Here is a 19,032-nt window from a genome sequence, read left to right as displayed (position 1 = left end):
GGGAATGCGCGTGGCGCTGCTGCGCACCGCGCCGGTTCTTGCGCCCCAGGGCGGCGTGCTGGGCCGGCTGCTGCCGCCGTTCCGGCTGGGCCTGGGCGGGCGGCTGGGCAGCGGCGCGCAATGGATGCCCTGGATCCATATCGACGACCAGGTCGCGCTGATCGACCATCTGCTGCAGCGCGATGACTGCAGCGGCGCCTTCAACGCCTGCGCGCCTCATCAGGTGCGCAACGCGGAGTTCACCCGCACGCTGGCGCGCGCGCTGCACCGCCCCGCGGTGCTGCCCGCGCCGGCCTGGGCGCTGCGCCTGGCGCTGGGCGAGATGTCGGTGCTGCTGCTGGGCGGCCAGCGGCTGTCGCCACGGCGCACCCAGGACGCGGGCTTCGCGTGGCGCCAGCCCACGCTCGCGCCGGCGCTGGCGCAGCTGCTGCACAGCACCTAGGCCTACATCCATCCTGGGCGCGCAGGCAATAGACTGCCAAGCATGCGCAAACCTTCCAAACTCGTGGTTCCCGCCCTGCTCGCCGTCGTGGTGGGAACCGTGATCGTCACCTCGGGCTGCGCCGCCTGGCGCCTGGGCCAGACGCGCGAGCTGGTCGACCGCAGCGAGCCGCTGCAAAGCACGCCCGTGGATGCCGCGCAGCGCCTGCTGATCGTCGGCGACAGCACGGGCGTGGGCACCGGCGCGAGCGCGCCCGAAAACAGCCTCGCGGGCCTGCTGGCCCAGGCCTTTCCGCGGCTGCAGATCGACAACCGCGCAGCGGACGGCGCGCTGCTCGCCGATGTGCGCGGCCAGCTCGAAGCGGTCAGCGGGCGCTATGACGCAGTGCTGGTGCAGGCCGGCGGCAACGATGTGATACGGCTGCGATCACAGGACAGCATGGGCCGCGACATGGACCGCGTGACCGAACTGGCACGCGCGCGCAGCGACCATGTGCTGCTGATGCCGGCCGGCAACGTGGGCCATGCGCCGTTCTTCTTCGCCCCGGTGTCCTGGCTCATGAGCGCGCGCGCCCGCTCCCTGCACGGCGTGGTGCGCGAAACGGCGCAGCGGCGCCAGGCGGTCTACATCAATCTGTACAAGGACAAGGACCAGGACCCGTTTGCCCAGCAGCCACAACTGCTGCACGCCTCGGACGGCCTGCACCCCAGCGACCCGGGCTATCGCATCTGGTTCGATGAGCTGCAGCAGCAGGCCCAGCTCGCGACGCTGCTCGCGCCGTCCAAGGCGCGCTGAAGCCGGGCTGCGCGCGGCGACGACGGCCGCGGTCTCGGCCTTGCTGCAGATGACGCGCCGCGCGCATGGACGAAAAAAAACCGGCTCGTCAGAGCCGGTTTTTTCAGCAGAGCCGCAGGCTCAGTAGCGGCCACCGCCGTAGCCACCGCTGCCATAGCCGACGTCAGAACGATTGCTCGCGCTGAAGCCACCCGAGCCGCCGCCGGCTTCGCGTGGACGCGCCAGGTTCACGACAATCGCGCGGCCGTCGACCGACATGCCGTTGAGGCCGGTGATGGCGGCTTGCGCCACTTCGGCAGAAGCCATTTCCACAAAGCCGAAGCCCTTGGAACGGCCGGTTTCACGGTCCATCATGACCTTGGCCGAGGAGACTCCGCCGAACTCGGCGAAGTTGCTCTCCAGGCTGGAATCGGTTACGGAGTAGGGAAGGTTGCCCACATAGATTTTGACGCTCATGGAAAGAGCCTTTCTGGAGGAAGGTGCGCAACAAATGGCGCGCCGTTGGAACAAAGGTGCGTGGACGGAAATCCCGCAGCCACTGGAAATGGGGGCATCAGCAAATCGGCGGATGCGGCATGCATGTCTGCAGCCAGCCTTGCGTCACGGCAAACAGCCGTGCGGCTTCGCGCGAGGCAAAAGTCTTGTCAAACCGGAATATTCGGCAATAGCTGCCGTTGCTCTGGGAGCGATGGACCGCGAAGGAGGCGCGAAAACGGCCACAGTCGGTCGGGTGTGTCGCGGGCGAAACGACGTATTGGCCCATGGAAATGCCGATTTTTGGAATTTAATGCATTCGGGAACGCAGGCCTGGATCAAGCCGCGTGAGCTTAGGGCAGAACGCGGGTGTCTGCAGCTCTACAGAACAACCGGGCGACAAGGGTCGCAAAACGGGTCTTGCAGGAAGGCCGCGGCCTTCCTGGCAAGCGTTGCGGCCAGCGCATCGGACTCACCGGCGTGGCTGCAACAGAAGCTATTATATCACCCATTAGAATTTAAAATCTAATCATTATTCTATTGGGTTTTAAAAGTGCTGACCCGCCCCCGCCTTCAGTCCGACATCACCACCGGCCCGCCCTTTTGCAAGGCGCGCTGGTAGGCGGGCCGGGCACGCATGCGCTCGCGGTAGGCCAGCAGATGGGGCCAGGCGGATTCATTGCCGCTGCGCGCCAGCGCGGCTTCGACCGCGAAACTCATCTGGAAATCGGCCATGGTCAGGTGCTGGCCTGCGAACCAGGTATTGCGCGCCAGGTGCGCGTCCATGAACTCCAGCGCGGTCTGCACATTCGGGCTGACGAGCTTTTGCTGCACCTTGGAGCACAGCCCGCGCGCGATCGGGCGCACGAAAAACGGCATGGGCTGGCGTGGAATGGTGTCGAACACCAGCTTCATCACCAGCCAGTTCATCAGCGAGCCTTCGGCGTAGTGCATCCAGAAGCGGCAGGCGCGGTGTTCCGGCGTGCCGCGTGCCGGCTCGAGCTGCGCCAGTTCCGCCGGCGCCCGCGCCGCATGGCATTCGGCCAGGTACTCGATGATCGCGCCCGACTCGGCGACCACGGTGTCGCCATCGGTGATCACGGGCGACTTGCCCAGAGGGTGAATGGCCTTGAGTTCGGGCGGGGCCAGCCGCGTCTTGGGGTCGCGCTGGTAGACGCGCAGCGCATACGGCAGGCCCAGCTCCTCCAGCAGCCACAGTATGCGCTGCGAGCGCGAAGTTTCGAGGTGGTGAACGGTCAGCGTCATCAAGGTCTCCGTTGGTTGAAACAATGCCCGGGGCAGGCGCTCATGCGGTCAGCAGGCCGTCCATCTCACGGTGCGTGGCCGCGATCTGGTCGCGCACTTCGCCGGGCAGCCCCGCCTGCTGCGCAAACTCGGGCCAGCGCGCGAGCGCCGCGCGGGTCTGCTCGATGATCGGGTCGCAGACGCCGCGCAGACCGTAGCTGTTGGCGACTTCGCGGATGTCGCCCCGCGTGATGCCGGAGAACTTGCCGTTGACCGACATCAGATGCTGGCGCAACCAGACATTGCCCGGATCATAGGCATAGGTCACGTCGTAGGCCGGCGCCAGTTCCCACTGGCCGCCCTGGCGCAGCAGGAAGGAGAAGTTCTTCGTATGGTCGTCGTTGTTCGCGGCCAGCACGTTGAACACCATGCGGCGCAGCGTCTGCGCGAATGCCGTCTCATCGAGCTGCAACTGGCGCAGCGTCTGGAACAGCTGGTGGTAGCTGTGCGATTCCTGCTGGTTGAAGTCCAGATGCGCCAGCCCGCACAGCGTCTGCATGTGGTGGCGCGCATTGCCGTCGCGGTCGAAGCGCTGGGTCATGAAATGCGCGCGGCCGCCCTCCTCGAGCAGGTTGCAGTCCGACATCGTGACGCCGGCCGCCCTGGCCATCAGCGAGTACGCGTACTCGATGCGGCCGTAGTTCCTGCCCGGGCCCAGCTGGCTGTCCAGGCCTATGCCGTCGAACTTGAGCAGCCAGGCTTCATAGCCTTCGGGAATCTCGAACTGGCCGGTGCGCACGTCCTGGGTCGCGCGGCGCCAGGCAATCGTCGCCTTGGCGCGCGCACCGCCGGCCGACGTGCCCACCTGGATGATCTGGCGCAGCAGCTCGCTCGCATGGTCGCTGCCCGCGAAGTCGCCGCTGATCACCGAACGCGCCTGGGCCACGAGCTGCGACATCTGCACGGCGGTCGCGGCCGACGACTGCGGGCCGCGGCTGGGCTTGAACGTCAGCGCGCCCATGGAGCGCTGGCCCATGTAGGCCAGGCGATCGAGCGCCGTGACGTTGGCCTGCGCAATGCCGCGCTCGGCCATCCAGGCGTTGATCAGCGCATTGCCGAAGCGGTCGGGCAGCGCATCGGCCAGCATGGCCGGCAGCCGCTGGTAGGTGGCGATGGGCAAATTGGGAAACACGAACGGCGCATTGGCCTGGGCCAGCGGCATCTGCAGCGGCGCCAGCTCTATGCCCGAGCGCACGAACTTCGGCTCGTATTCGAACGCGTAGTAGCCGGTATCTGGATCGAGCGCGACCGCGCCCACATCCATTCCCCAGATGTTCACGGTCACGGCCTGCACGGCCCGGAAAACACTCTTGCGCGTTGCCATGGTCTTGTTCTCTGTATATTGATTTCAGCGGCGGCTCAGCCCTGGTCGTCGCCGCGCTCCAGGCGCAGCTTCCTGGCATAGACGCTGCGCGCGGCACGCTGGCGCGAGGCCACGCCGCGCGCGATCTGCAAGGGGCTGATGCGCACCGGTGGACGGAACGTGGTGAGCCAGGCGCCATGGCCCAGCGCATCGATCACGCGGATCAGCGAGATCACGCGGCTGCCCGCTCCGGTCTCGAGCGCGCGCAGCGTCTGCTTGGACACGCCGGCCTTGAGGCACAGGTCTTCCATGGTGATGTTTTGCCGCAGACGCTCGGCGCGCAGTTGCTCGCCCAGCTCGCGCTCCAGATCTTCAGGGGTTTTAATCTGCTCCATAAAGTACCTTTTTCGTTGTGTTAACCAAAAATATGGCTGCAACATACGTTTTTACGTACTTTATCATGCATAGGTTCATCAGGAGTTTTGATGTCAATAAACTACCAAATTCCGAACTTTAGTTTACCAAAAGCCTTTAACACACCAAAAATCGTATGTTGAATGACTATTCTCATGGAGTGCTGGTTGACACGTCGTGTAGCTTTTAACTGTACGTATATACAGTTACAATCTTTTCCTTCCAACCCGGCGCGCCACGCGGCTGCGCTGCACAACAAAGGATTGAATGATGGCAAGCATTGGCGTGGTGCTCACACCGGGTTTTGCAGACTGGGAATACGCGTTGCTCGCAGGCACGGCCAAGCCGTTCTACGGCATAGACCTGCGGTTTTTCTCTCCCGCACCGGGAGCATTGCGCTCGCAGGGAGGATTGGACGTGACCGTGGCCGACGACCTTGCGCAATGCCAGGCATGGCAGCCGCAGGCGGTCGCGGTCATAGGCGGCATGGTCTGGGAAAGCAGCGCAGCGCCCGACCTGGGCGCATTTCTTCACGCGCTGCGCGATCAGGGCGCGGCAGTTGCCGGCATCTGCGGGGGAACGCTCGCGCTGGCGCGCGCCGGCCTGCTCGACCACATTGCCCATACCTCGAACAGCGCCGATTTCCTGCGCAGGAATGCCATGGGCTATGGCGGCGCGGCGCACTACCGGGACAGCCCGGCAGCCGTGCATGCGCAGCGCGTGATCACGGCCCCGGGAACCGCGCCGGTGAGCTTCACCTGCGAAGTGTTTGCAGCGGCCGGACTCGCACCCGAGCCCATTGCGCAGCTGCGTGCCATGCTGGCGGCGGAGCACGGCACGCGCCTGCCATAGCGCCGCGCACGGTGCCCGGCGTCAGGCCGTGCCGACCAGCGAGGCCGCGAGCCGGCCCACCTGCGCCAAGGCCAGGTCACGCGTTGCCTGATCGGCCTGGGTCTGCGTCAGATAGCTGCTGACCAGCAGCGGCGCGCGGCCTCCCGGCGGCCAGAGCACGCCCACGTCGTTGTTGGTGCCGTAGGCGCCGCCGCCGGTCTTGTCGCCCACGCGCCAGCCCGCGGGCAGCAGCGCGCGCAGTTTGCGGTCGCCGGTCTTGTTGTCCTGCAGCCAGCGCGTGATCTGCGCGCGCGAGGCCGGCGACAAGGCATCGCCCAGCACGATCTTGCGCAAGGTCTGCAGCATGGCTTGGGGCGTGGTCGTGTCGCGTGGATCGCCGGGCAGCGCTTCGTTGAGCTCGGGCTCGATGCGGTCCAGGCGCGTGAAGTCATCGCCCAGCGAGCGTGCATAGGCCGTCAGCGCCGCGGGGCCGCCAAAGCTCTGCAGCAGCAGATTCGCCGCGGGGTTGTCGCTGAGCGTGACTGCGGCGTCACAGAGTTCGGCCATGGTCATGGGTGCGCCGCCCACGCGCGGCGCGGTCGCCGGTGCATGCGGCACGATATCGCTGGCCTGCACCGCGATGCGGCGCGTGAGCTGTTCCTGCCCGTGGTCGACGCGGTCCAGCACCAGGGCCGCGGCAAGAAACTTGAAGGTGCTGCACATGGGAAAGCGCTCCGTGCCGCGGTGGGCCCAGGCCAGGCCCGTGTGGGTATCGAGCACGGCCACGCCCAGGCGGCCGCCGCTGTCGCGTTCGATCTTTTGCACTTCCTGCTGGAAGCGGCTCGCCTGGGCCGCCGAAGGGCTGCGGGCCAGCGTGCAGCCGGCGCTCAAGACCGTGACCGCAGCCAGGCCGGCCGCGCGAATGAAAGGACGTCGCTCCATGTTTTCCTTGTAGTGGGTTTGAACGAAAGCGATGATGCCGGCCTTGGGCGCCCACGACAAACAGTAATAATCGAGTTTTGACCCCAGAAAAACTGGGGACAGCCGAGGTTTCCGTATGCACCTGCCGTTGAACGCCTTGCGCGCTTTCGAAGTATCGGCGCGCCACCTGAGCTTCACGCGCGCCGCCGAGGAACTGCATGTGACCCAGACCGCGGTCAGCCAGCATGTGAAGAACCTGGAAGACCGGCTCAAGGTGACGCTGTTTCGCCGCCTGCCGCGCGGCCTGGCGCTGACCGACGAAGGCCAGGCCCTGCTGCCGGTGCTGGCCCAGTCGTTCGAGCGCATAGGCCAGCTGCTCGACCAGTTCGGCGACGGGCGCGCGCGCGAGGCGCTGACCGTGGGCGTGGTCGGCACCTTTGCCGTGGGCTGGCTGATTCCGCGCCTGCGCGACTTCCAGCAATCCCATCCGTTCGTCGACTTCCGGCTGTTCACCCACAACAACCGTGTCGACATCGCGGGCGAAGGCCTGGATTACGCGATCCGCTTCGGCGACGGCGCCTGGCATGGCACCCACGCCCAGCCCCTGCTGGCCGCGCCGCTGTCGCCGATGTGCACGCCGGCCCTGGCGGCCGAACTGCACACGCCTGGCGATCTCGCCGGCCAGGTGCTGCTGCGCTCCTACCGCGCGGACGAATGGGTCGCCTGGTTTGCGGCCGCGGCCACGCCCTGTCCCCTGCTGCGCGGCGCGGTGTTCGACTCGTCGCTGACCATGGCCCAGGCCGCGGCCCAGGGCGCGGGCATTGCGCTGCTGCCGGTGCGCATGTTCGCGCAAGAGCTGCAGCAGGGCCGGCTGGTGCGCCCGTTCGAGACCGAGATAGCCACCGGCCGGTACTGGCTCACGCGCCTGAAGTCCCGGCCCGTGACCGCAGCCATGCAGGCCTTCAGCGACTGGTTGCTGCAGACGACGCCGAAATGACTGCAGCCCTGCCTCCTGCGCTCTACACGCCAAAGCCACTTGTAATCCGGGAGGCTTCCATACAAGCCGCTCTTATCCCCAAGACAGGGGAGCAAGCTTGTGCATAACTGCCGCAATAACCCCGCAAAGCCGCGCCAGTGCTGGGTTTCCAGAGCGTGCTCAAAAAACAGGCAGCTGCGCGCGGAATGTCATGCCGCGTTATGCCACGCCGACGCTCAGGCCGCGGGACGCACCACGTTGACCGGCGCGCCGCGCTCGAACGCCTCGATGTTGTCGACCAGTTGATCGGCCAGGCCCTGAATGGCCTCTTGCGAGGCCCAGGCCACATGCGGCGTCAGGATGAAGTTGGGCAGGTCCAGCAACGCCATGAAGGGATGGTCGGCCGGCGGCGGCTCGGCCGAGACCACGTCGAAGCCCGCACCGGAAATCTGCCCGCCGCGCAAGGCCGCGGCCAGCGCGGCCTCGTCGACCAGGCCGCCACGCGCGGTATTGATGATCAGCGGGCGGCGCGTCATCTGCGCGAACTCCGCTGCGCCCAGCATGCCGCGCGTCTGGGCGTTGAGCGGGCAGTGCAGCGTGATGATGTCCGAGCGCGCGAGCACTTCCTCGAACGGCGTGTAGAGCCTGCCCATGCCGGAGCGCCCCTTGTGCGCCGATATCAGCACCGTCATGCCCAGCGCGCGCGCAATCGTTGCCACGGCGCAGCCCAGCGCGCCGTCGCCGATGATGCCCAGGGTCGACCCCGCAAGATCGCGCACCGGATAGTCGAAATAGCAGAATTGCCCCGATTCCTGCCAGCGGCCGGCCTTGACGGAGTCGCGGTAGGCACAGATGCTGCGGCGCAGCGCGAACATCAGCGCAAAGGTGTGTTCGGGAACGGTGTGCTCGGCGTAGTTGCGGATGTTGCTGACGATGATGCCGCGCCGGGCGCAGGCCTGCAGGTCTATGCTGTCGGTGCCCGTGGCCGCGACCGCGATGAACTTCAGGCATGCGGCCTGCTCCAGCGCCTGGGCGCCCAGCTTGACCTTGTTGCTGATCACGATGTCGGCATCGGCAATGCGCTGCGCGACTTCATGCGGGGCGGTGCTGTCATGGCACACGAGTTCGTGCGGGAAGGAAGGCAGGCGCAACGTGGTCTCGGGAGACAAGGTGGCGCGGTCAAGAAATACGATCTTCATAGGGCTCCGTCCGTTCAATTGCCGTAGGCGTATTCACCGCCGCGCTCTATCGCCTTGCGGTAGGCCGGCCGCGCCTGCAGCCTGGCCATCCAGGCCTGCAGATGCGGGTAGGGTGCGTCCATGCGCTGCACCTTGGCCAGTTCGCCGACGAAGCTCAGCTGGATGTCCGCGCCGCTGAGCTCCCCGCCCATCAGGAACGGCGTGTCGCGCAGCGCGGCATCGATATAGCCGAGGAAATTCGCCAGCTCCGACTGGATGCGCGGCTGCAGCGGCGCGCCGGCCTCGCCCAGGCGACCGACGTAGAGGTGGAGCATCAACGGCAGCATCGCCGAGCCTTCGGCGAAGTGCAGCCACTTGACGTATTCGTCGTACGCGGGGCTCGCGGGATCGGGCTGCAGCCGGCCGCCGCCATGGCGGCGTATCAGGTAGTCGACGATGGCGCCCGACTCGGTCAATACCAGAGGGCCTTCCTCGATCACGGGCGACTTGCCCAGCGGGCTGATGGCCTTGAGTTCGGGCGGCGCCAGATGGGTCTTGGGGTCGCGCTGGTAGCGCTTGATCTCATAGGCCAGGCCCAGCTCTTCCAGCAGCCAGAGAATGCGCTGCGAGCGCGAGTTGTTGAGGTGGTGGACAGTGATCATCGGGTCTCCGGGAGGGGCAGGAAAGGGAGCGAGCGGTGCGGGCTAGGGCGCGCCGACCGGCTCGGAAATCTCGATCAGGTTGAGGTCGGGGTCGCGCAGATAAATGGAGCGAATTCTCGCAGTCGCGCCGGTGCGCAGCACCGGGCCTTCGGCAATCGGCACGCCCAGTTGGTGCAGATGCGCAATCACCGCGTCCAGCGGCACCGACGCCATGAAGCACAGGTCGAGCGCTCCCGGAACGGGCGTATGCGCCTTGGGCTCGAACTCGCGGCCCTTGACATGCAGATTGATTTTCTGCGCGCCGAACATGAAGGCCTTGCGCTCCACGGGCGGCGTGCCGCCGATGAACGATTCGAGCTTCATGCCCAGCACTTCGGTGTAAAAGCGCACGCATTGCGCTTCGTCGGCGGTGGTGAGAACCAGGTGGTCCAGGTGGCTGATCATGGAGATACTTGCTTTGCGGTGAAGGGACAAGCCGGGGCAGAATCCCACAGGGGCTGGCCGGGGCTTTCAGTATTCTGCATGCATGACACCCTTGCTGAATCATCCTCTTGCCAACGGCTTCGCCCACCTGCGCCCCATCCGCGAGACCGATCTTGCGCACTGGCTGGACTATCTGCGCAGCGATCCGGTGCGCCAGGGCATCAGCTGGCGCCCGCAGACCACGGACGCGCTGCGCGAGTTCGTCGATGCCACCGAACTGCACAACCCGGTCTCCCAGGTCCGATTCGCGATCGCGCGCACCGATGACGACGCCCTGCTGGGCACCGTGGGCCTGCACACGATCTCCAAGGTGCATCGCAGCGCCGATGTCGGCTACGACATCGCGCCGGACCAATGGGGCCAGGGCCTGGCCACCGCGGCCTGCTGCGCCATCGTCGAATGGGCACAGCGCCAGGGGTTCGTGCGCATTCAGGCAACGCTGCTGATCGGCAACGAGACGTCGCGGCGCGTGCTCGAACGCGCAGGCTTCGAGCATGAAGGCCGCCTGCGAAAGTTCCGCTGGATAGAGGGCCATGCCCACGATGTCCTGGTGTACAGCCATCTGCCCGCCGAGCGGTAGACCCCCTGGCAAGGCCTGGCTCAATCCACCGAGATCCCGAGCTCCATCAACAGGTCCGCGGCCTGGCGGTGGGAGATGGTCGCGCCGCGGAACAGCCGCGCGTCCTCGAGCTTGAGGCCGCCGATGTCGGCCTCGCGCAAATCGGCGCCTTCGAAGCGCGCGAGCTTCAGGTGGGCATCGCGCAGGCTGCCGCCGATGAAGACGGCATCACGGAAATCGCAACCCGACAGATTGGCGTCCGAGAAATTGAGGTCCTGCAGCTGCAGCTTGCGAAACGACAGCCGCTGCAGGTTGGCACTGACCAGCAGCGAGTCCTCGAACTTCAATCCCAGATGCGCGACTTCCTCGAAGTTCGCGCCCGTGAGCTTGCATCCCTGGAAGAAGGCGGCACCCAGTTTGGCGCGGCGCCAGCGCGTATTGTTGAGGTCGCAGGAGTGGAAACGCGCATCGGTCAGGTCGGCCGATTCGAAGTCCGCCTGGCGGGCGCGGCATCCCTGCCAGACCGTGCGGCTCAGCGAGGCGGCAAACAGCGAGGCTTCGATGAACGAACAGGCGCTGAATTCGAAGTCGCGCAGCACGAGCCGCGACAGGTCTACGCCTTCGAAATCGCAGCGTTCGAACGCCAGCGGCGCGCCGGACTCGATCAGCGACTCCATCTGTGCGCGTGAGAGGGCCTGGTCCTCGATCAGGGTGGCAGGCGACGGAACGGGGCTGGCGGTATGTGTCATGCGAAGAGTCTGGGAGCAGAACCGCCAGCTTAACGGCCCGGAACGGGGTTTTCACAACATGCTCGTGCGCTGCGCCAAAACCCTGATCCGGGCCGAAACCGCTTGACCCTGTAGTGGCTGCAGTGTTTTCAATAGGGCCAGAAAGGTGAAACCATGTCCCATTGCGATTCCAGCTTCGATCCCGCCACCCATCTGCGCCTGCTGCAGCAGGCCGAGGCCGCAGGCTCCAGCGCCCAGGCCTGGCTGCTGCTCGAGGCCGCGCATGTGCTGGGCCAGTTGCATTTGGGGCCGCACTGGCAGACGCATGTGCGCATGCTGGCCCTCGCCTGGCGCAGCGCCGACGGCTCGGAGACCATGGGCCAGCTGCTGCGACTGGCGCTGGTGCCGCTGGGCCATCTGAGCCGGCGCCTGCCCGCAGGCAACCCCGGGCGCGCCACCGTGAGCGCCTTCACGCCGCTGCCCGTGCGCCCTGAGATCGCGCAACTCATTGCCCGGGCACGCCGGCAGTGACCCAGCGCGCATGGCAGTCTTCCGGGCTGCCGTCTTATCCCCACGCCGGGCGTCCAAGCTTGTGCATAACCACCGGAACAACTTGAAAAAGTGGCGCCAGTGCTGGCTTTCCAGGGCATGCTCAAAAAACAGGCACAGCAGGGCCGCGGCCGCTTCCATTGCGCGCAAGAATGCTTTCGGACCGGCAATATCAGCTGCGCGCGAGAATTTCGTAGTCGATGGGCTTGAAACTGCCGTTGTTGGAGTTCTCGGCCGAACACGAGGTCAGGCCGCAGATCAGGTCCATCTCGGCACGCAGTTCGATGAAGTCGCCGGGCCTGGACTTGGGTGGCTTCACCGCGACCGCGCCATCGGGGCCGACTTCGACATTCATGAACACATTGAACGTCGTGCCGATCTGCTCGGGCCGGATGCCGAATTCGGCCAGCGCGGTGTAGAGATTCTCGAAACAGCTCGGGTGGTGGCCCTGGTGCCTGTAGAGGATCTCGAACATCTCCTGGCTGCAGGGCGTCAGCAGGAAATCGTGGCGCCCGACCCGGTCTTCGAGAATCACGAACATCGGCCGGCTGTCGTTGGCGTACAGCGTGTCGCCGCTGCTCAGATAGATCTTGGACGCATAGTCGATGCTGCGCCCGGAAGACAGGCTGCAGGCATGGTCGCCGTCCCTGAACGCAAACAGGTCGGCGACCTGCTCGCCCAGCGGGTCGTGAATGCGCAGGATCTCGCCGGCGCGCAGGCGAAAGGCAACGCCCGATTGGGGAGGAATACGCGTGCAGGCGTGCTGGACTTCATGCATCTTTGGGGACTTTCGAATGAAATGGACATTGCCAGCCGGCTTCCACCGCCCGGCCTGAATACTGGCGTGCCTCCGAGGCTTCGCCAAAGCGTGCCAGCACCGGGTTGATCGCGCCCTGGAGCGCGATATCGCGCGTGCGGATCGCATCCTGCAGCAAGGTGTACTTGCCGCTGGCCTTGAGCTGCTCGAACTGCTCATGGAAATTGAAGACCAGGCAAGGCATGGGCGCGCGGCGCGCCAGTCGGGAAGCCCCGGGGTGCAGGCCGACGACGAAGTACGCGCGCCCGCCTACGCTGAACGAAAAATCCTCGCGGCCGGGATCGTCGCTGACGTCCGCCGCCCAGGGAATGCGGTGGGCGCAATCATGCGCGTGCAGCGCCTGCAGCTGGCGCCACATCTGCTGCTCGAAACGCAGTTCATCGAGCTTGGGCGCGCGGAACACGGCAATGAAACTCACGGGCACCATGCCGGGGTCGGGGTACTGGCGCGAATAGTCCATGAGCGCAGCGTGCAGCGCCGCAGTGAGGGCTTCATCACCGAGTTCGCCGAATTCCTGCAGCTGCATGCGCCCCTTGTTGAGCGCCGATTTGGCACCGACGCAGGGAAAGGCCTTGTCGGCGATGAACTCCTTGAGGAGGCCTGCGGACGCGGGAGCGCACGGGTCGTTTTCTGTGGGATGGAGTTGCATGCAGCTAAGTTAAGTCCATCCTCGCCCATCCTCGGTGCGCCCATTGCCGGCCCGGCCGTGGGAGCGCGGGCCCCGGGATTGTAGGGATGCACCCACGCCGCCCCGCCCTGGTAGGACTGCACCTACAACCAATCGAGGACAAATGTTGCAGTGCAACATAAATAAAGCGAGGACAGTGCAGGGAGGTCAAAAGTGCAAGCCGTTCCCCGCCGTTGGCCGCTAACGAAAGAATGCGTGAACTATCTGCTCAAGAAAATGCAGTCGCAGGCCCGCAAATGGACCCGCAAGAATCTGCAATACGCCGCCAAACCCGCGCTGGCGCGTGTCTCCGCACTGCTGCCTGCGATGAACGCGCAGTTCAGGGCCCTGAATCCCGCGCTGTGGCCGGCGCGCGAAGAAAGTGCGCCGGCGCAGCAGCATGTCCCCCAGGCGCCCGCCGGCGATGCGCAATGGCTGGACGGCACTTTCACCGAGCGCGGCCGCACGCTGACGTACAAGCTCCATGTACCGCCGCAGCCAGTGCGCGGCGCTCCGCGCCCCCTGGTCGTGATGCTGCATGGCTGCACGCAGGATGCGCAGGACTTCGCCGCCGGCACGCAGATGAATGCCCAGGCGGCGGCACTCGGCGCCATCGTGCTCTACCCAGAACAGTCCTCACGTGACAACCCCAAGAAATGCTGGAACTGGTTCACGCCACAGAACCAGCAGCGCGACCGCGGCGAACCCGCGGTGCTCGCGGCGCTCACGCGGTCTATCGCCGACAGCCACGCCGTCGACAGATCGCGCATCTACGTCGCCGGCCTGTCGGCCGGGGGGGCGATGGCCGACATCCTCGGCGCCGCGTATCCCGACATGTTCGCCGCCATCGGTGTGCATTCAGGGCTGCCGCGGGGCTGCGCCACCGACGTGATGTCAGCGCTCACTGCCATGCGCATAGGCTGTGCGACACATGGCACGGCCCATGGCGCCGTGCCGCCGACCATCGTCTTCCATGGCGATGCCGACAGCACCGTGCATGTCAGCAACGGCATCGCGGTGGTCGATGCCGCGCTCCAGGCCCGGGAAACGCCGGGCGGCGACGTCCAGGCCAGCGAAGGCGAATCCGCGCAGGGACAGCGCTACAGCAAGACGCTCTACCAGGACAGCGCTGGCCGCACCACGGTCGAATACTGGCAGCTGCACGGCGCCGGCCATGCCTGGTCTGGCGGCAATCCCGGCGGCAGCTATACGGACCCGGCAGGCGTGGACGCGACCGCAGAGATGCTGCGCTTCTTCCTGGCCCACCCCAAAAACCATGCGGACCAGGCGCGCCTGAGCGCCACGGCAGGTTGAATGATTTAGCGTATTCTGTAGGACATGAACTCGTCCATCCTTCAGGGATACCAACTTTCGCTAGAGACCCAGGGCCCGGCTGGTCTGGCATTTCTCAACGCCCGTGTGCCGCATCGATATACCGGCGTTTTTCGCCTGCATGAAGGCGCGCTGCGCAACATGTTCCTGCATGACAAGCTGGGGGAGATCGTGCCCGAATTCCTGCAGGTCGTGCCCTTGTGCGACAGCTTCTGCCAATTCACGCTGCGCGACGGCCTGTTCACGACACAGGACTCGGGCGCCGATCCGCGCCTCGACGGCCACAAGTACCAGGGCGTGCTGCTTTCCTATGTCGGTTTGCCGCTGCTCGACAGCAGCGGTGAACTGTACGGCACGATGTGCCACTTCGATGCCCAGGCGCTGGAGCTTGACGACAACGAATTCGAGATTTTCCGCGCGGCCGCCCAGCTGCTGCCGGCCTACCTCGACCAGCCGCTGCGCACCGTGCCGGCATAAGCGTGGAACGCGGCGCCGGCGCTGCGCGCCGCGCGGGCTTCAGCCCTGCGCCGGCAGGCTCTTGTCGGGGGCCCCGCGCGTGCTCTCGTTCTGCGACCAGGCCAGCAGGCTGTCGGCCGACATCGGCCGCGCGAAGAAGTAGCCTTGCAACTCATCGCAGTGCATCGCCAGCAGGATGTCGCGCTGGCCGCCGGTCTCCACGCCTTCGGCGACCACGCGCAGATTCAAGGCATGTGCCAGCTTCACCACCGCATTCACCACCGAGCGCGCATCTTCGCTGACCTCGAGGTCCTTGACGAAGCTGCGGTCTATCTTGAGCTGGCGCGCCGGCAATTGGCGCAGATAGTTGAGGCTGGAGTAGCCTGAGCCGAAGTCGTCTATGGACAGGAACACGCCTATGCGCGCGAGTCCGTCGAACGTGCGCTGCGTGGCCTTCATGTCTTCCATGGCCACGGTTTCGGTGATCTCGCACAGCAGCTGCGAGGCCTGCACGCCATGCTGGCTCAGCGCGCGCTCTATGCGTGCGGTCAGGGTGTTGTCGCGCAACTGGTAGGCGGAGATATTGATGGCCACGCGAATGTTGGCTCCTTCACGCTTCCAGGCCGCGATCTGCCGGCAGGCCTCGTCTATGACCCAATTGCCCAGCAGCCCGATCAGGCCGAAGCGCTCGGCCAGCGTGATGAACACCGTGGGGCTGACCATGCCCAGCTGGGGATGGTTCCAGCGCAGCAAGGCTTCCACGCCGCAGATCTGCCCGTCGAGGCCGTCGATCTTTGGCTGGTAATGCAGCGACAGTTCGCCGCGGTCCAGCGCATGGCGCAGGTCGTTTTGCAGCTCCAGCTGCGCCGAGGCATCCGTGCCCATGTGCGGCTCGAACAGCACATGGCAGCTGCCGCCGGCGCGCTTGGCCGCATACATGGCAGCGTCGGCGTTAGCCACGAGCTTGCTGCGTTCGCCGTGGCCGGGATGGATGGCAATGCCTATGGAGCAGGCGATCTGCACCTGCTTTCCGGTAAGCTCGAACGGCTTGGACAGCGCGGTCAGCGCTCTTTTCGCGACGTTGATGCAAGCCTCCTCGTCGACCACGTTCTCGAGCAGCAGCAGGAATTCGTCGCCGCCCACGCGCGCCACGGTATCGCCTTCGCGCGCCTCGAGCCGCAGGCGGTCGGCCGCGCCGCGCAGTATCAGGTCGCCGGCCGCGTGGCCGAACGAGTCATTGATGGGCTTGAAGCCATCGAGGTCCACGAACAGCACCGCCAGACGATCGACCACGCCTTCGTGGTTGGTGCGGTCCAGCCGCAGCAGCGCCTGGCGCAGCCGGTCCTCGAACAGCAGCCGGTTGGGCAGGCCGGTCAAGGGGTCCGAAAAGGCGCGGTGCTGCAGCTCGTCGTTGGCGGCCTTGAGCCGCGCATTGCTTTCCTGCAGCGATTCGGTCAGGCGCTCGGCCGTGCTCTGCAGCCGCGCGTCGAGAATCGAGGTGAACAGCGTGCTGACCAGCAGCATGCCGGCCGCCATCACCACCAGCACCGTGAGGCCGGGGCCGCCGAGCTCGCCCGCGCTCAGGCACACCGAGCCCATGAGAAAGCTCGCCGCGGCCATGCCGGTGTAATGCATGCCGCAGATCGCCACGGCCATCACCCAGGAAGCGCCCAGCTGGTACTTGAGCCGCTGGCCCGCATGCACCTGGCGCAGCAGCTTGAAGATCAGCAGCGCCGCGGCCGATGCCAGTACCGCGATCAGCACCGACAGCGCGACGATGAACGGATCCCAGACGATGCCCGGCGCCATATCCATCGCGCCCATGCCTATGTAGTGCATGCCGCTGATGCCCGCGCCCATGAACAGCGCACCGAGCGCGAGTTGCCAGTGGCCGAAATGCTCGCGGCTGGCCAGCTCCAGCGCCACGCCCGCGGCCGCGAGTGCCGCGAGCCAGGACAACAGCGTCATTCCGCTGGAAAAGCCGATGGCAATGGGCAGCGTGAACGCCTGCATGCCCAGGAAATGCATGGACCAGATCCCGGTGCCCATGACCAGCGAGCCCGCGGCCCACCAGGCAAGGCCCACGCGGCGCTGGGCGCTGCGCACCCGCCGGGCAAGGTCCAGCGTGACGTAGGAAGCCAGCATGGCAATGAGAAACGACGCGGCAACCACCAACAGGTTGTAGCCGGAGGGCATGAACGTAGTCATACGGGGAGAAATCCAATCGGGAACTGCAGGCGGCATTGCGCCTGGCAAGCTCTCCCCTGGCGCTCGGGCGCCGACTCCATGCACGATGGAAGCGTGGGAGGAAGATGCGTGGCATGCCGGGCCCACGCCAGCCAAGGCAATGAAAGACAAAAATTGTCGCATGGCCCGTGATTTCCCGCTCGGCATACGGGCGAAGCAAAGCCCACCTGCCCCGACGCGCAGCGCGAGGGCAGGTGGGTTGGCGACCCCATGCCGGCAGCGCCCGCGCCAGGGCGCTTGCCTGCAGACCGCTTAGAGGCTCAGCGCGCCAATCGGTTCATCGCGAAGAACAGCACGGAATTGGCCACGGCGTCGGCGTTGACGTCCAGCGCCGCCGCATTGAAGTTGTCCAGGTTGTCGCAGGCGCGGTGATAGCAGGGATCGAATGCCTTGCCGGCCGTGCCGCGCCAGGTATCGGCATCCTGCTGGCTCTTGATTTCCTCGGCACCGGTGAACAATCCGCCGAAGGGAATGCCTGCGTCGGCGAACGGCTTGTGGTCCGAACGCCCGCCTGAATTCACGCGCTTCGATGGCAGCTTGCGCTGCGCATAGAAGCTTTCGAGGAACTGCACGATCTGCGCCGACTGCTGCGGACTCGAGATCGCTTCCTTGCCGGCCGAGCCGTCGCCGCCATAGACTTCGAACACATGGTTGGGCGAACCTATCATGTCGAAGTTCAGATACAGGTCGATTTTCGCGCGCTGACCAGCGTCGAGCTTGCGAACGTAATAGGTGGAGCCCAGCAGGCCTTGTTCCTCGGCCCCCCACAGCGCGAACCGCAGCCGGTTCACCGGCTGCACGCGCGCCATCTGGCGGGCGGTCTCGAGGATTGCGGCCACGCCCGAGCCGTTGTCATTGATGCCCGCGCCCGCGCGCACCGAATCCAGGTGAGCACCCGCCATGGTCACATGGTCGGGGTCGCCGCCTGTCGATTCGGCCAGCAGGTTGTAGGTGGTGGCCATGCTGCGTGAGGTTTCGGTCTGCAGGTGCAGCTGCACGCCGGTGAGCGTGCGCTGCGCGAGCCGCTCGCCTTCGGTCTTGCCGACCAGCACCACGGGCAGGTCCGGCGGCGTTTCGGCCGAGAGGCTGCCCGTGAGCGCGCCGTCGTCGAGGCTGTAGATGACCAGGCCCACGGCGCCGGCCTGCACCGCAGCCGCGGCCTTCTGCGCGAGATCGCAGCCGCCGCGGCGCAGCAGCGCAATGTTGCCGCGCGGGAACCCGGTGAAGTCCGCGGCCTCGCAGCCCACGGCAGCGGCCGGGCGGCTCACCTCGGCGGTGACATCGGCGCTGCCCGAGTAGTCGGCGACCAGATGCGGAATCGACTCGGGCGCGATCTGGCCCGGTTCGCGCAGGCTAGACGCGTGGATGCGCGACAGCGCGAACTCGAACGGCTGGACCGTGACGCGGTAGCCGGCCTCGGTAAATACTTTGCGCGCATAGGCGAGCGACGCGTCGTAGCCCGGCGAGCCCGCCATGCGCGTGCCATTGTTGGCCCGGGCGATCGCCGCGAGCTCGGTCTGGTGGGCACGCACGCCCGCGAGCGTCACGCATTCGAGCAGTTGGTCTGGTGTGTCGTTGGGCCGCGTGGCGCAGTCGGTGGGAGCGGTCATCAATGCCGGGGCAAATGCCGGACGCGGTGCGGATTCGGCGCCTGCAGCTTCGCCCGCGGCGGCGGAAATGGGAACCGCCCTGGAGCCGTCCTCACCGCCGCAGGCGCACAGCTGCAAAGCCGCGGCGGCGATGAGACAACAGCGCCAGGGCGCGTTGCCGGGTGCGGTCTGGGTACGCAATCTCGAGATCAGTGACGTGGTGTGGGTCATGGCGTTCCTCGTTTGAGCGCCCGGATGATGCCAGCGCGGCGCGCGCGCGGCCACGCATCACCTTGCCCACATA

The 19,032-nt window shown here is 66.2% G+C and carries 22 protein-coding genes; 8 read left to right on the top strand and 14 right to left on the bottom strand.

Annotated elements, in window-relative coordinates; all coding sequences use genetic code 11:
• On the top strand, positions 1–442 hold a 442-nt coding region (locus RR928_RS09625), incomplete at its 5' end, for a DUF1731 domain-containing protein (RefSeq protein WP_332548115.1).
• 42 nt (positions 443–484) lie between these two features.
• Positions 485–1,237, top strand: coding sequence for a GDSL-type esterase/lipase family protein (locus tag RR928_RS09620; RefSeq protein ID WP_332535516.1), 753 nt, complete (start codon positions 485–487; stop codon positions 1,235–1,237).
• A gap of 120 nt (positions 1,238–1,357) precedes the next feature.
• Here RR928_RS09620 and RR928_RS09615 read toward each other — a convergent pair whose 3' ends face one another.
• From RR928_RS09615 to RR928_RS09595, 5 genes are all read right to left on the bottom strand, one after another.
• Entirely contained in the window at positions 1,358–1,693 is a 336-nt protein-coding gene (locus RR928_RS09615; RefSeq protein ID WP_332535515.1) for an RNA recognition motif domain-containing protein, read from the bottom strand.
• A gap of 97 nt (positions 1,694–1,790) precedes the next feature.
• On the bottom strand, positions 1,791–2,000 hold the full coding sequence (locus RR928_RS09610; protein WP_332535513.1) for a hypothetical protein: 210 nt from the start codon (positions 1,998–2,000) through the stop codon (positions 1,791–1,793).
• A 284-nt stretch (positions 2,001–2,284) separates the two neighbouring features.
• Positions 2,285–2,977 (bottom strand): glutathione S-transferase family protein, encoded by a 693-nt coding sequence (locus RR928_RS09605; RefSeq protein ID WP_332535512.1) that lies wholly within the window; start codon positions 2,975–2,977, stop codon positions 2,285–2,287.
• Positions 2,978–3,017: 40 nt separating this feature from the next.
• A complete protein-coding gene (locus RR928_RS09600) occupies positions 3,018–4,340 on the bottom strand; it encodes a type II toxin-antitoxin system HipA family toxin (RefSeq protein WP_332548116.1) in 1,323 nt (440 codons plus the stop codon).
• Positions 4,341–4,375: 35 nt separating this feature from the next.
• Positions 4,376–4,714 carry a helix-turn-helix domain-containing protein gene (locus tag RR928_RS09595; protein WP_332535510.1) on the bottom strand — a complete coding sequence of 113 codons (339 nt, stop codon included), beginning with the start codon at positions 4,712–4,714 and terminating at the stop codon, positions 4,376–4,378.
• 289 nt (positions 4,715–5,003) lie between these two features.
• Between RR928_RS09595 and RR928_RS09590 the strand changes: the two genes are divergently transcribed.
• Complete coding sequence (locus RR928_RS09590; RefSeq protein ID WP_332535509.1) at positions 5,004–5,585, top strand: DJ-1/PfpI family protein; 582 nt, start codon at positions 5,004–5,006, stop codon at positions 5,583–5,585.
• A 21-nt stretch (positions 5,586–5,606) separates the two neighbouring features.
• Here the strand turns inward: RR928_RS09590 and bla are convergent, their stop codons facing one another.
• A complete protein-coding gene (gene bla, locus RR928_RS09585; protein ID WP_332535508.1) occupies positions 5,607–6,506 on the bottom strand; it encodes a class A beta-lactamase in 900 nt (299 codons plus the stop codon).
• Positions 6,507–6,621: 115 nt separating this feature from the next.
• Between bla and RR928_RS09580 the strand changes: the two genes are divergently transcribed.
• Positions 6,622–7,482 carry a LysR family transcriptional regulator gene (locus tag RR928_RS09580; protein ID WP_332682310.1) on the top strand — a complete coding sequence of 287 codons (861 nt, stop codon included), beginning with the start codon at positions 6,622–6,624 and terminating at the stop codon, positions 7,480–7,482.
• Between the two features lie 215 nt (positions 7,483–7,697).
• On the opposite strand, the gene RR928_RS09575 is transcribed toward RR928_RS09580, so the two are convergent.
• From RR928_RS09575 to RR928_RS09565, 3 genes are read right to left on the bottom strand one after another with little or no spacing between them, the layout of a single operon-like run.
• Positions 7,698–8,660, bottom strand: a complete 963-nt coding sequence (locus tag RR928_RS09575; RefSeq protein WP_332535505.1) for a D-2-hydroxyacid dehydrogenase — start codon at positions 8,658–8,660, stop codon at positions 7,698–7,700.
• 14 nt (positions 8,661–8,674) lie between these two features.
• Complete coding sequence (locus RR928_RS09570; protein WP_332535503.1) at positions 8,675–9,301, bottom strand: glutathione S-transferase family protein; 627 nt, start codon at positions 9,299–9,301, stop codon at positions 8,675–8,677.
• 42 nt (positions 9,302–9,343) lie between these two features.
• Positions 9,344–9,745, bottom strand: a complete 402-nt coding sequence (locus RR928_RS09565; protein ID WP_332535502.1) for a VOC family protein — start codon at positions 9,743–9,745, stop codon at positions 9,344–9,346.
• A gap of 91 nt (positions 9,746–9,836) precedes the next feature.
• Here RR928_RS09565 and RR928_RS09560 point away from each other — a divergent pair, with 91 nt between their 5' ends.
• Positions 9,837–10,364 carry a GNAT family N-acetyltransferase gene (locus RR928_RS09560; protein WP_332548119.1) on the top strand — a complete coding sequence of 176 codons (528 nt, stop codon included), beginning with the start codon at positions 9,837–9,839 and terminating at the stop codon, positions 10,362–10,364.
• Positions 10,365–10,384: 20 nt separating this feature from the next.
• Here the strand turns inward: RR928_RS09560 and RR928_RS09555 are convergent, their stop codons facing one another.
• The gene (locus RR928_RS09555) at positions 10,385–11,092 is read right to left on the bottom strand and encodes a pentapeptide repeat-containing protein (RefSeq protein ID WP_332535498.1); all 708 of its coding nucleotides are present in this window, start codon (positions 11,090–11,092) and stop codon (positions 10,385–10,387) included.
• Between the two features lie 153 nt (positions 11,093–11,245).
• Here RR928_RS09555 and RR928_RS09550 point away from each other — a divergent pair, with 153 nt between their 5' ends.
• Positions 11,246–11,602, top strand: coding sequence for a DUF3703 domain-containing protein (locus RR928_RS09550; RefSeq protein ID WP_332548120.1), 357 nt, complete (start codon positions 11,246–11,248; stop codon positions 11,600–11,602).
• A gap of 190 nt (positions 11,603–11,792) precedes the next feature.
• Here the strand turns inward: RR928_RS09550 and RR928_RS09545 are convergent, their stop codons facing one another.
• Together RR928_RS09545 and gntA are read right to left on the bottom strand one after the other, a co-directional pair.
• The gene (locus RR928_RS09545) at positions 11,793–12,398 is read right to left on the bottom strand and encodes an urea carboxylase-associated family protein (RefSeq protein WP_332535496.1); all 606 of its coding nucleotides are present in this window, start codon (positions 12,396–12,398) and stop codon (positions 11,793–11,795) included.
• Positions 12,391–13,086: a guanitoxin biosynthesis heme-dependent pre-guanitoxin N-hydroxylase GntA gene (gene gntA, locus RR928_RS09540; RefSeq protein ID WP_332682306.1), complete on the bottom strand. Its 696-nt coding sequence runs from the start codon at positions 13,084–13,086 to the stop codon at positions 12,391–12,393. The genes RR928_RS09545 and gntA overlap by 8 nt, the downstream gene beginning before the upstream one ends.
• Positions 13,087–13,320: 234 nt before the next feature.
• On the opposite strand from gntA, the gene RR928_RS09535 reads away from it, so the two are divergent.
• Positions 13,321–14,418, top strand: coding sequence for an extracellular catalytic domain type 1 short-chain-length polyhydroxyalkanoate depolymerase (locus tag RR928_RS09535; RefSeq protein WP_332535492.1), 1,098 nt, complete (start codon positions 13,321–13,323; stop codon positions 14,416–14,418).
• A 24-nt stretch (positions 14,419–14,442) separates the two neighbouring features.
• Positions 14,443–14,913, top strand: coding sequence for a guanylate cyclase (locus RR928_RS09530; RefSeq protein ID WP_332535490.1), 471 nt, complete (start codon positions 14,443–14,445; stop codon positions 14,911–14,913).
• Positions 14,914–14,952: 39 nt separating this feature from the next.
• Here the strand turns inward: RR928_RS09530 and RR928_RS09525 are convergent, their stop codons facing one another.
• Both RR928_RS09525 and RR928_RS09520 read right to left on the bottom strand, forming a co-directional pair.
• On the bottom strand, positions 14,953–17,088 hold the full coding sequence (locus RR928_RS09525; protein ID WP_442881448.1) for a putative bifunctional diguanylate cyclase/phosphodiesterase: 2,136 nt from the start codon (positions 17,086–17,088) through the stop codon (positions 14,953–14,955).
• Positions 17,089–17,399: 311 nt separating this feature from the next.
• A complete protein-coding gene (locus tag RR928_RS09520; RefSeq protein ID WP_332535488.1) occupies positions 17,400–18,959 on the bottom strand; it encodes a M28 family peptidase in 1,560 nt (519 codons plus the stop codon).
• Between the last annotated feature and the right edge of the window lie 73 nt (positions 18,960–19,032).

The sequence above is a fragment of the Comamonas sp. genome, from assembly GCF_036666375.1.
Lineage (GTDB): Bacteria > Pseudomonadota > Gammaproteobacteria > Burkholderiales > Burkholderiaceae_C > Comamonas.
Note: the sequence above shows the minus strand (reverse complement) of the source record. Positions and strands in the feature narration are given on the sequence as shown.

Coding starts and splice junctions, on each gene's coding strand:
- RR928_RS09605 (WP_332535512.1), bottom strand. CDS start 2,977: ATGACGCTGACCGTTCACCACCTCGAAACTTCGCGCTCGCAGCGCATA.
- RR928_RS09545 (WP_332535496.1), bottom strand. CDS start 12,398: ATGCATGAAGTCCAGCACGCCTGCACGCGTATTCCTCCCCAATCGGGC.
- RR928_RS09595 (WP_332535510.1), bottom strand. CDS start 4,714: ATGGAGCAGATTAAAACCCCTGAAGATCTGGAGCGCGAGCTGGGCGAG.
- RR928_RS09570 (WP_332535503.1), bottom strand. CDS start 9,301: ATGATCACTGTCCACCACCTCAACAACTCGCGCTCGCAGCGCATTCTC.
- RR928_RS09590 (WP_332535509.1), top strand. CDS start 5,004: ATGGCAAGCATTGGCGTGGTGCTCACACCGGGTTTTGCAGACTGGGAA.
- RR928_RS09530 (WP_332535490.1), top strand. CDS start 14,443: ATGAACTCGTCCATCCTTCAGGGATACCAACTTTCGCTAGAGACCCAG.
- RR928_RS09575 (WP_332535505.1), bottom strand. CDS start 8,660: ATGAAGATCGTATTTCTTGACCGCGCCACCTTGTCTCCCGAGACCACG.
- RR928_RS09580 (WP_332682310.1), top strand. CDS start 6,622: ATGCACCTGCCGTTGAACGCCTTGCGCGCTTTCGAAGTATCGGCGCGC.
- RR928_RS09600 (WP_332548116.1), bottom strand. CDS start 4,340: ATGGCAACGCGCAAGAGTGTTTTCCGGGCCGTGCAGGCCGTGACCGTG.
- RR928_RS09525 (WP_442881448.1), bottom strand. CDS start 17,088: ATGCCCTCCGGCTACAACCTGTTGGTGGTTGCCGCGTCGTTTCTCATT.
- RR928_RS09565 (WP_332535502.1), bottom strand. CDS start 9,745: ATGATCAGCCACCTGGACCACCTGGTTCTCACCACCGCCGACGAAGCG.
- RR928_RS09555 (WP_332535498.1), bottom strand. CDS start 11,092: ATGACACATACCGCCAGCCCCGTTCCGTCGCCTGCCACCCTGATCGAG.
- bla (WP_332535508.1), bottom strand. CDS start 6,506: ATGGAGCGACGTCCTTTCATTCGCGCGGCCGGCCTGGCTGCGGTCACG.
- RR928_RS09610 (WP_332535513.1), bottom strand. CDS start 2,000: ATGGGCCAATACGTCGTTTCGCCCGCGACACACCCGACCGACTGTGGC.
- RR928_RS09550 (WP_332548120.1), top strand. CDS start 11,246: ATGTCCCATTGCGATTCCAGCTTCGATCCCGCCACCCATCTGCGCCTG.
- RR928_RS09520 (WP_332535488.1), bottom strand. CDS start 18,959: ATGACCCACACCACGTCACTGATCTCGAGATTGCGTACCCAGACCGCA.
- gntA (WP_332682306.1), bottom strand. CDS start 13,086: ATGCAACTCCATCCCACAGAAAACGACCCGTGCGCTCCCGCGTCCGCA.
- RR928_RS09615 (WP_332535515.1), bottom strand. CDS start 1,693: ATGAGCGTCAAAATCTATGTGGGCAACCTTCCCTACTCCGTAACCGAT.
- RR928_RS09620 (WP_332535516.1), top strand. CDS start 485: ATGCGCAAACCTTCCAAACTCGTGGTTCCCGCCCTGCTCGCCGTCGTG.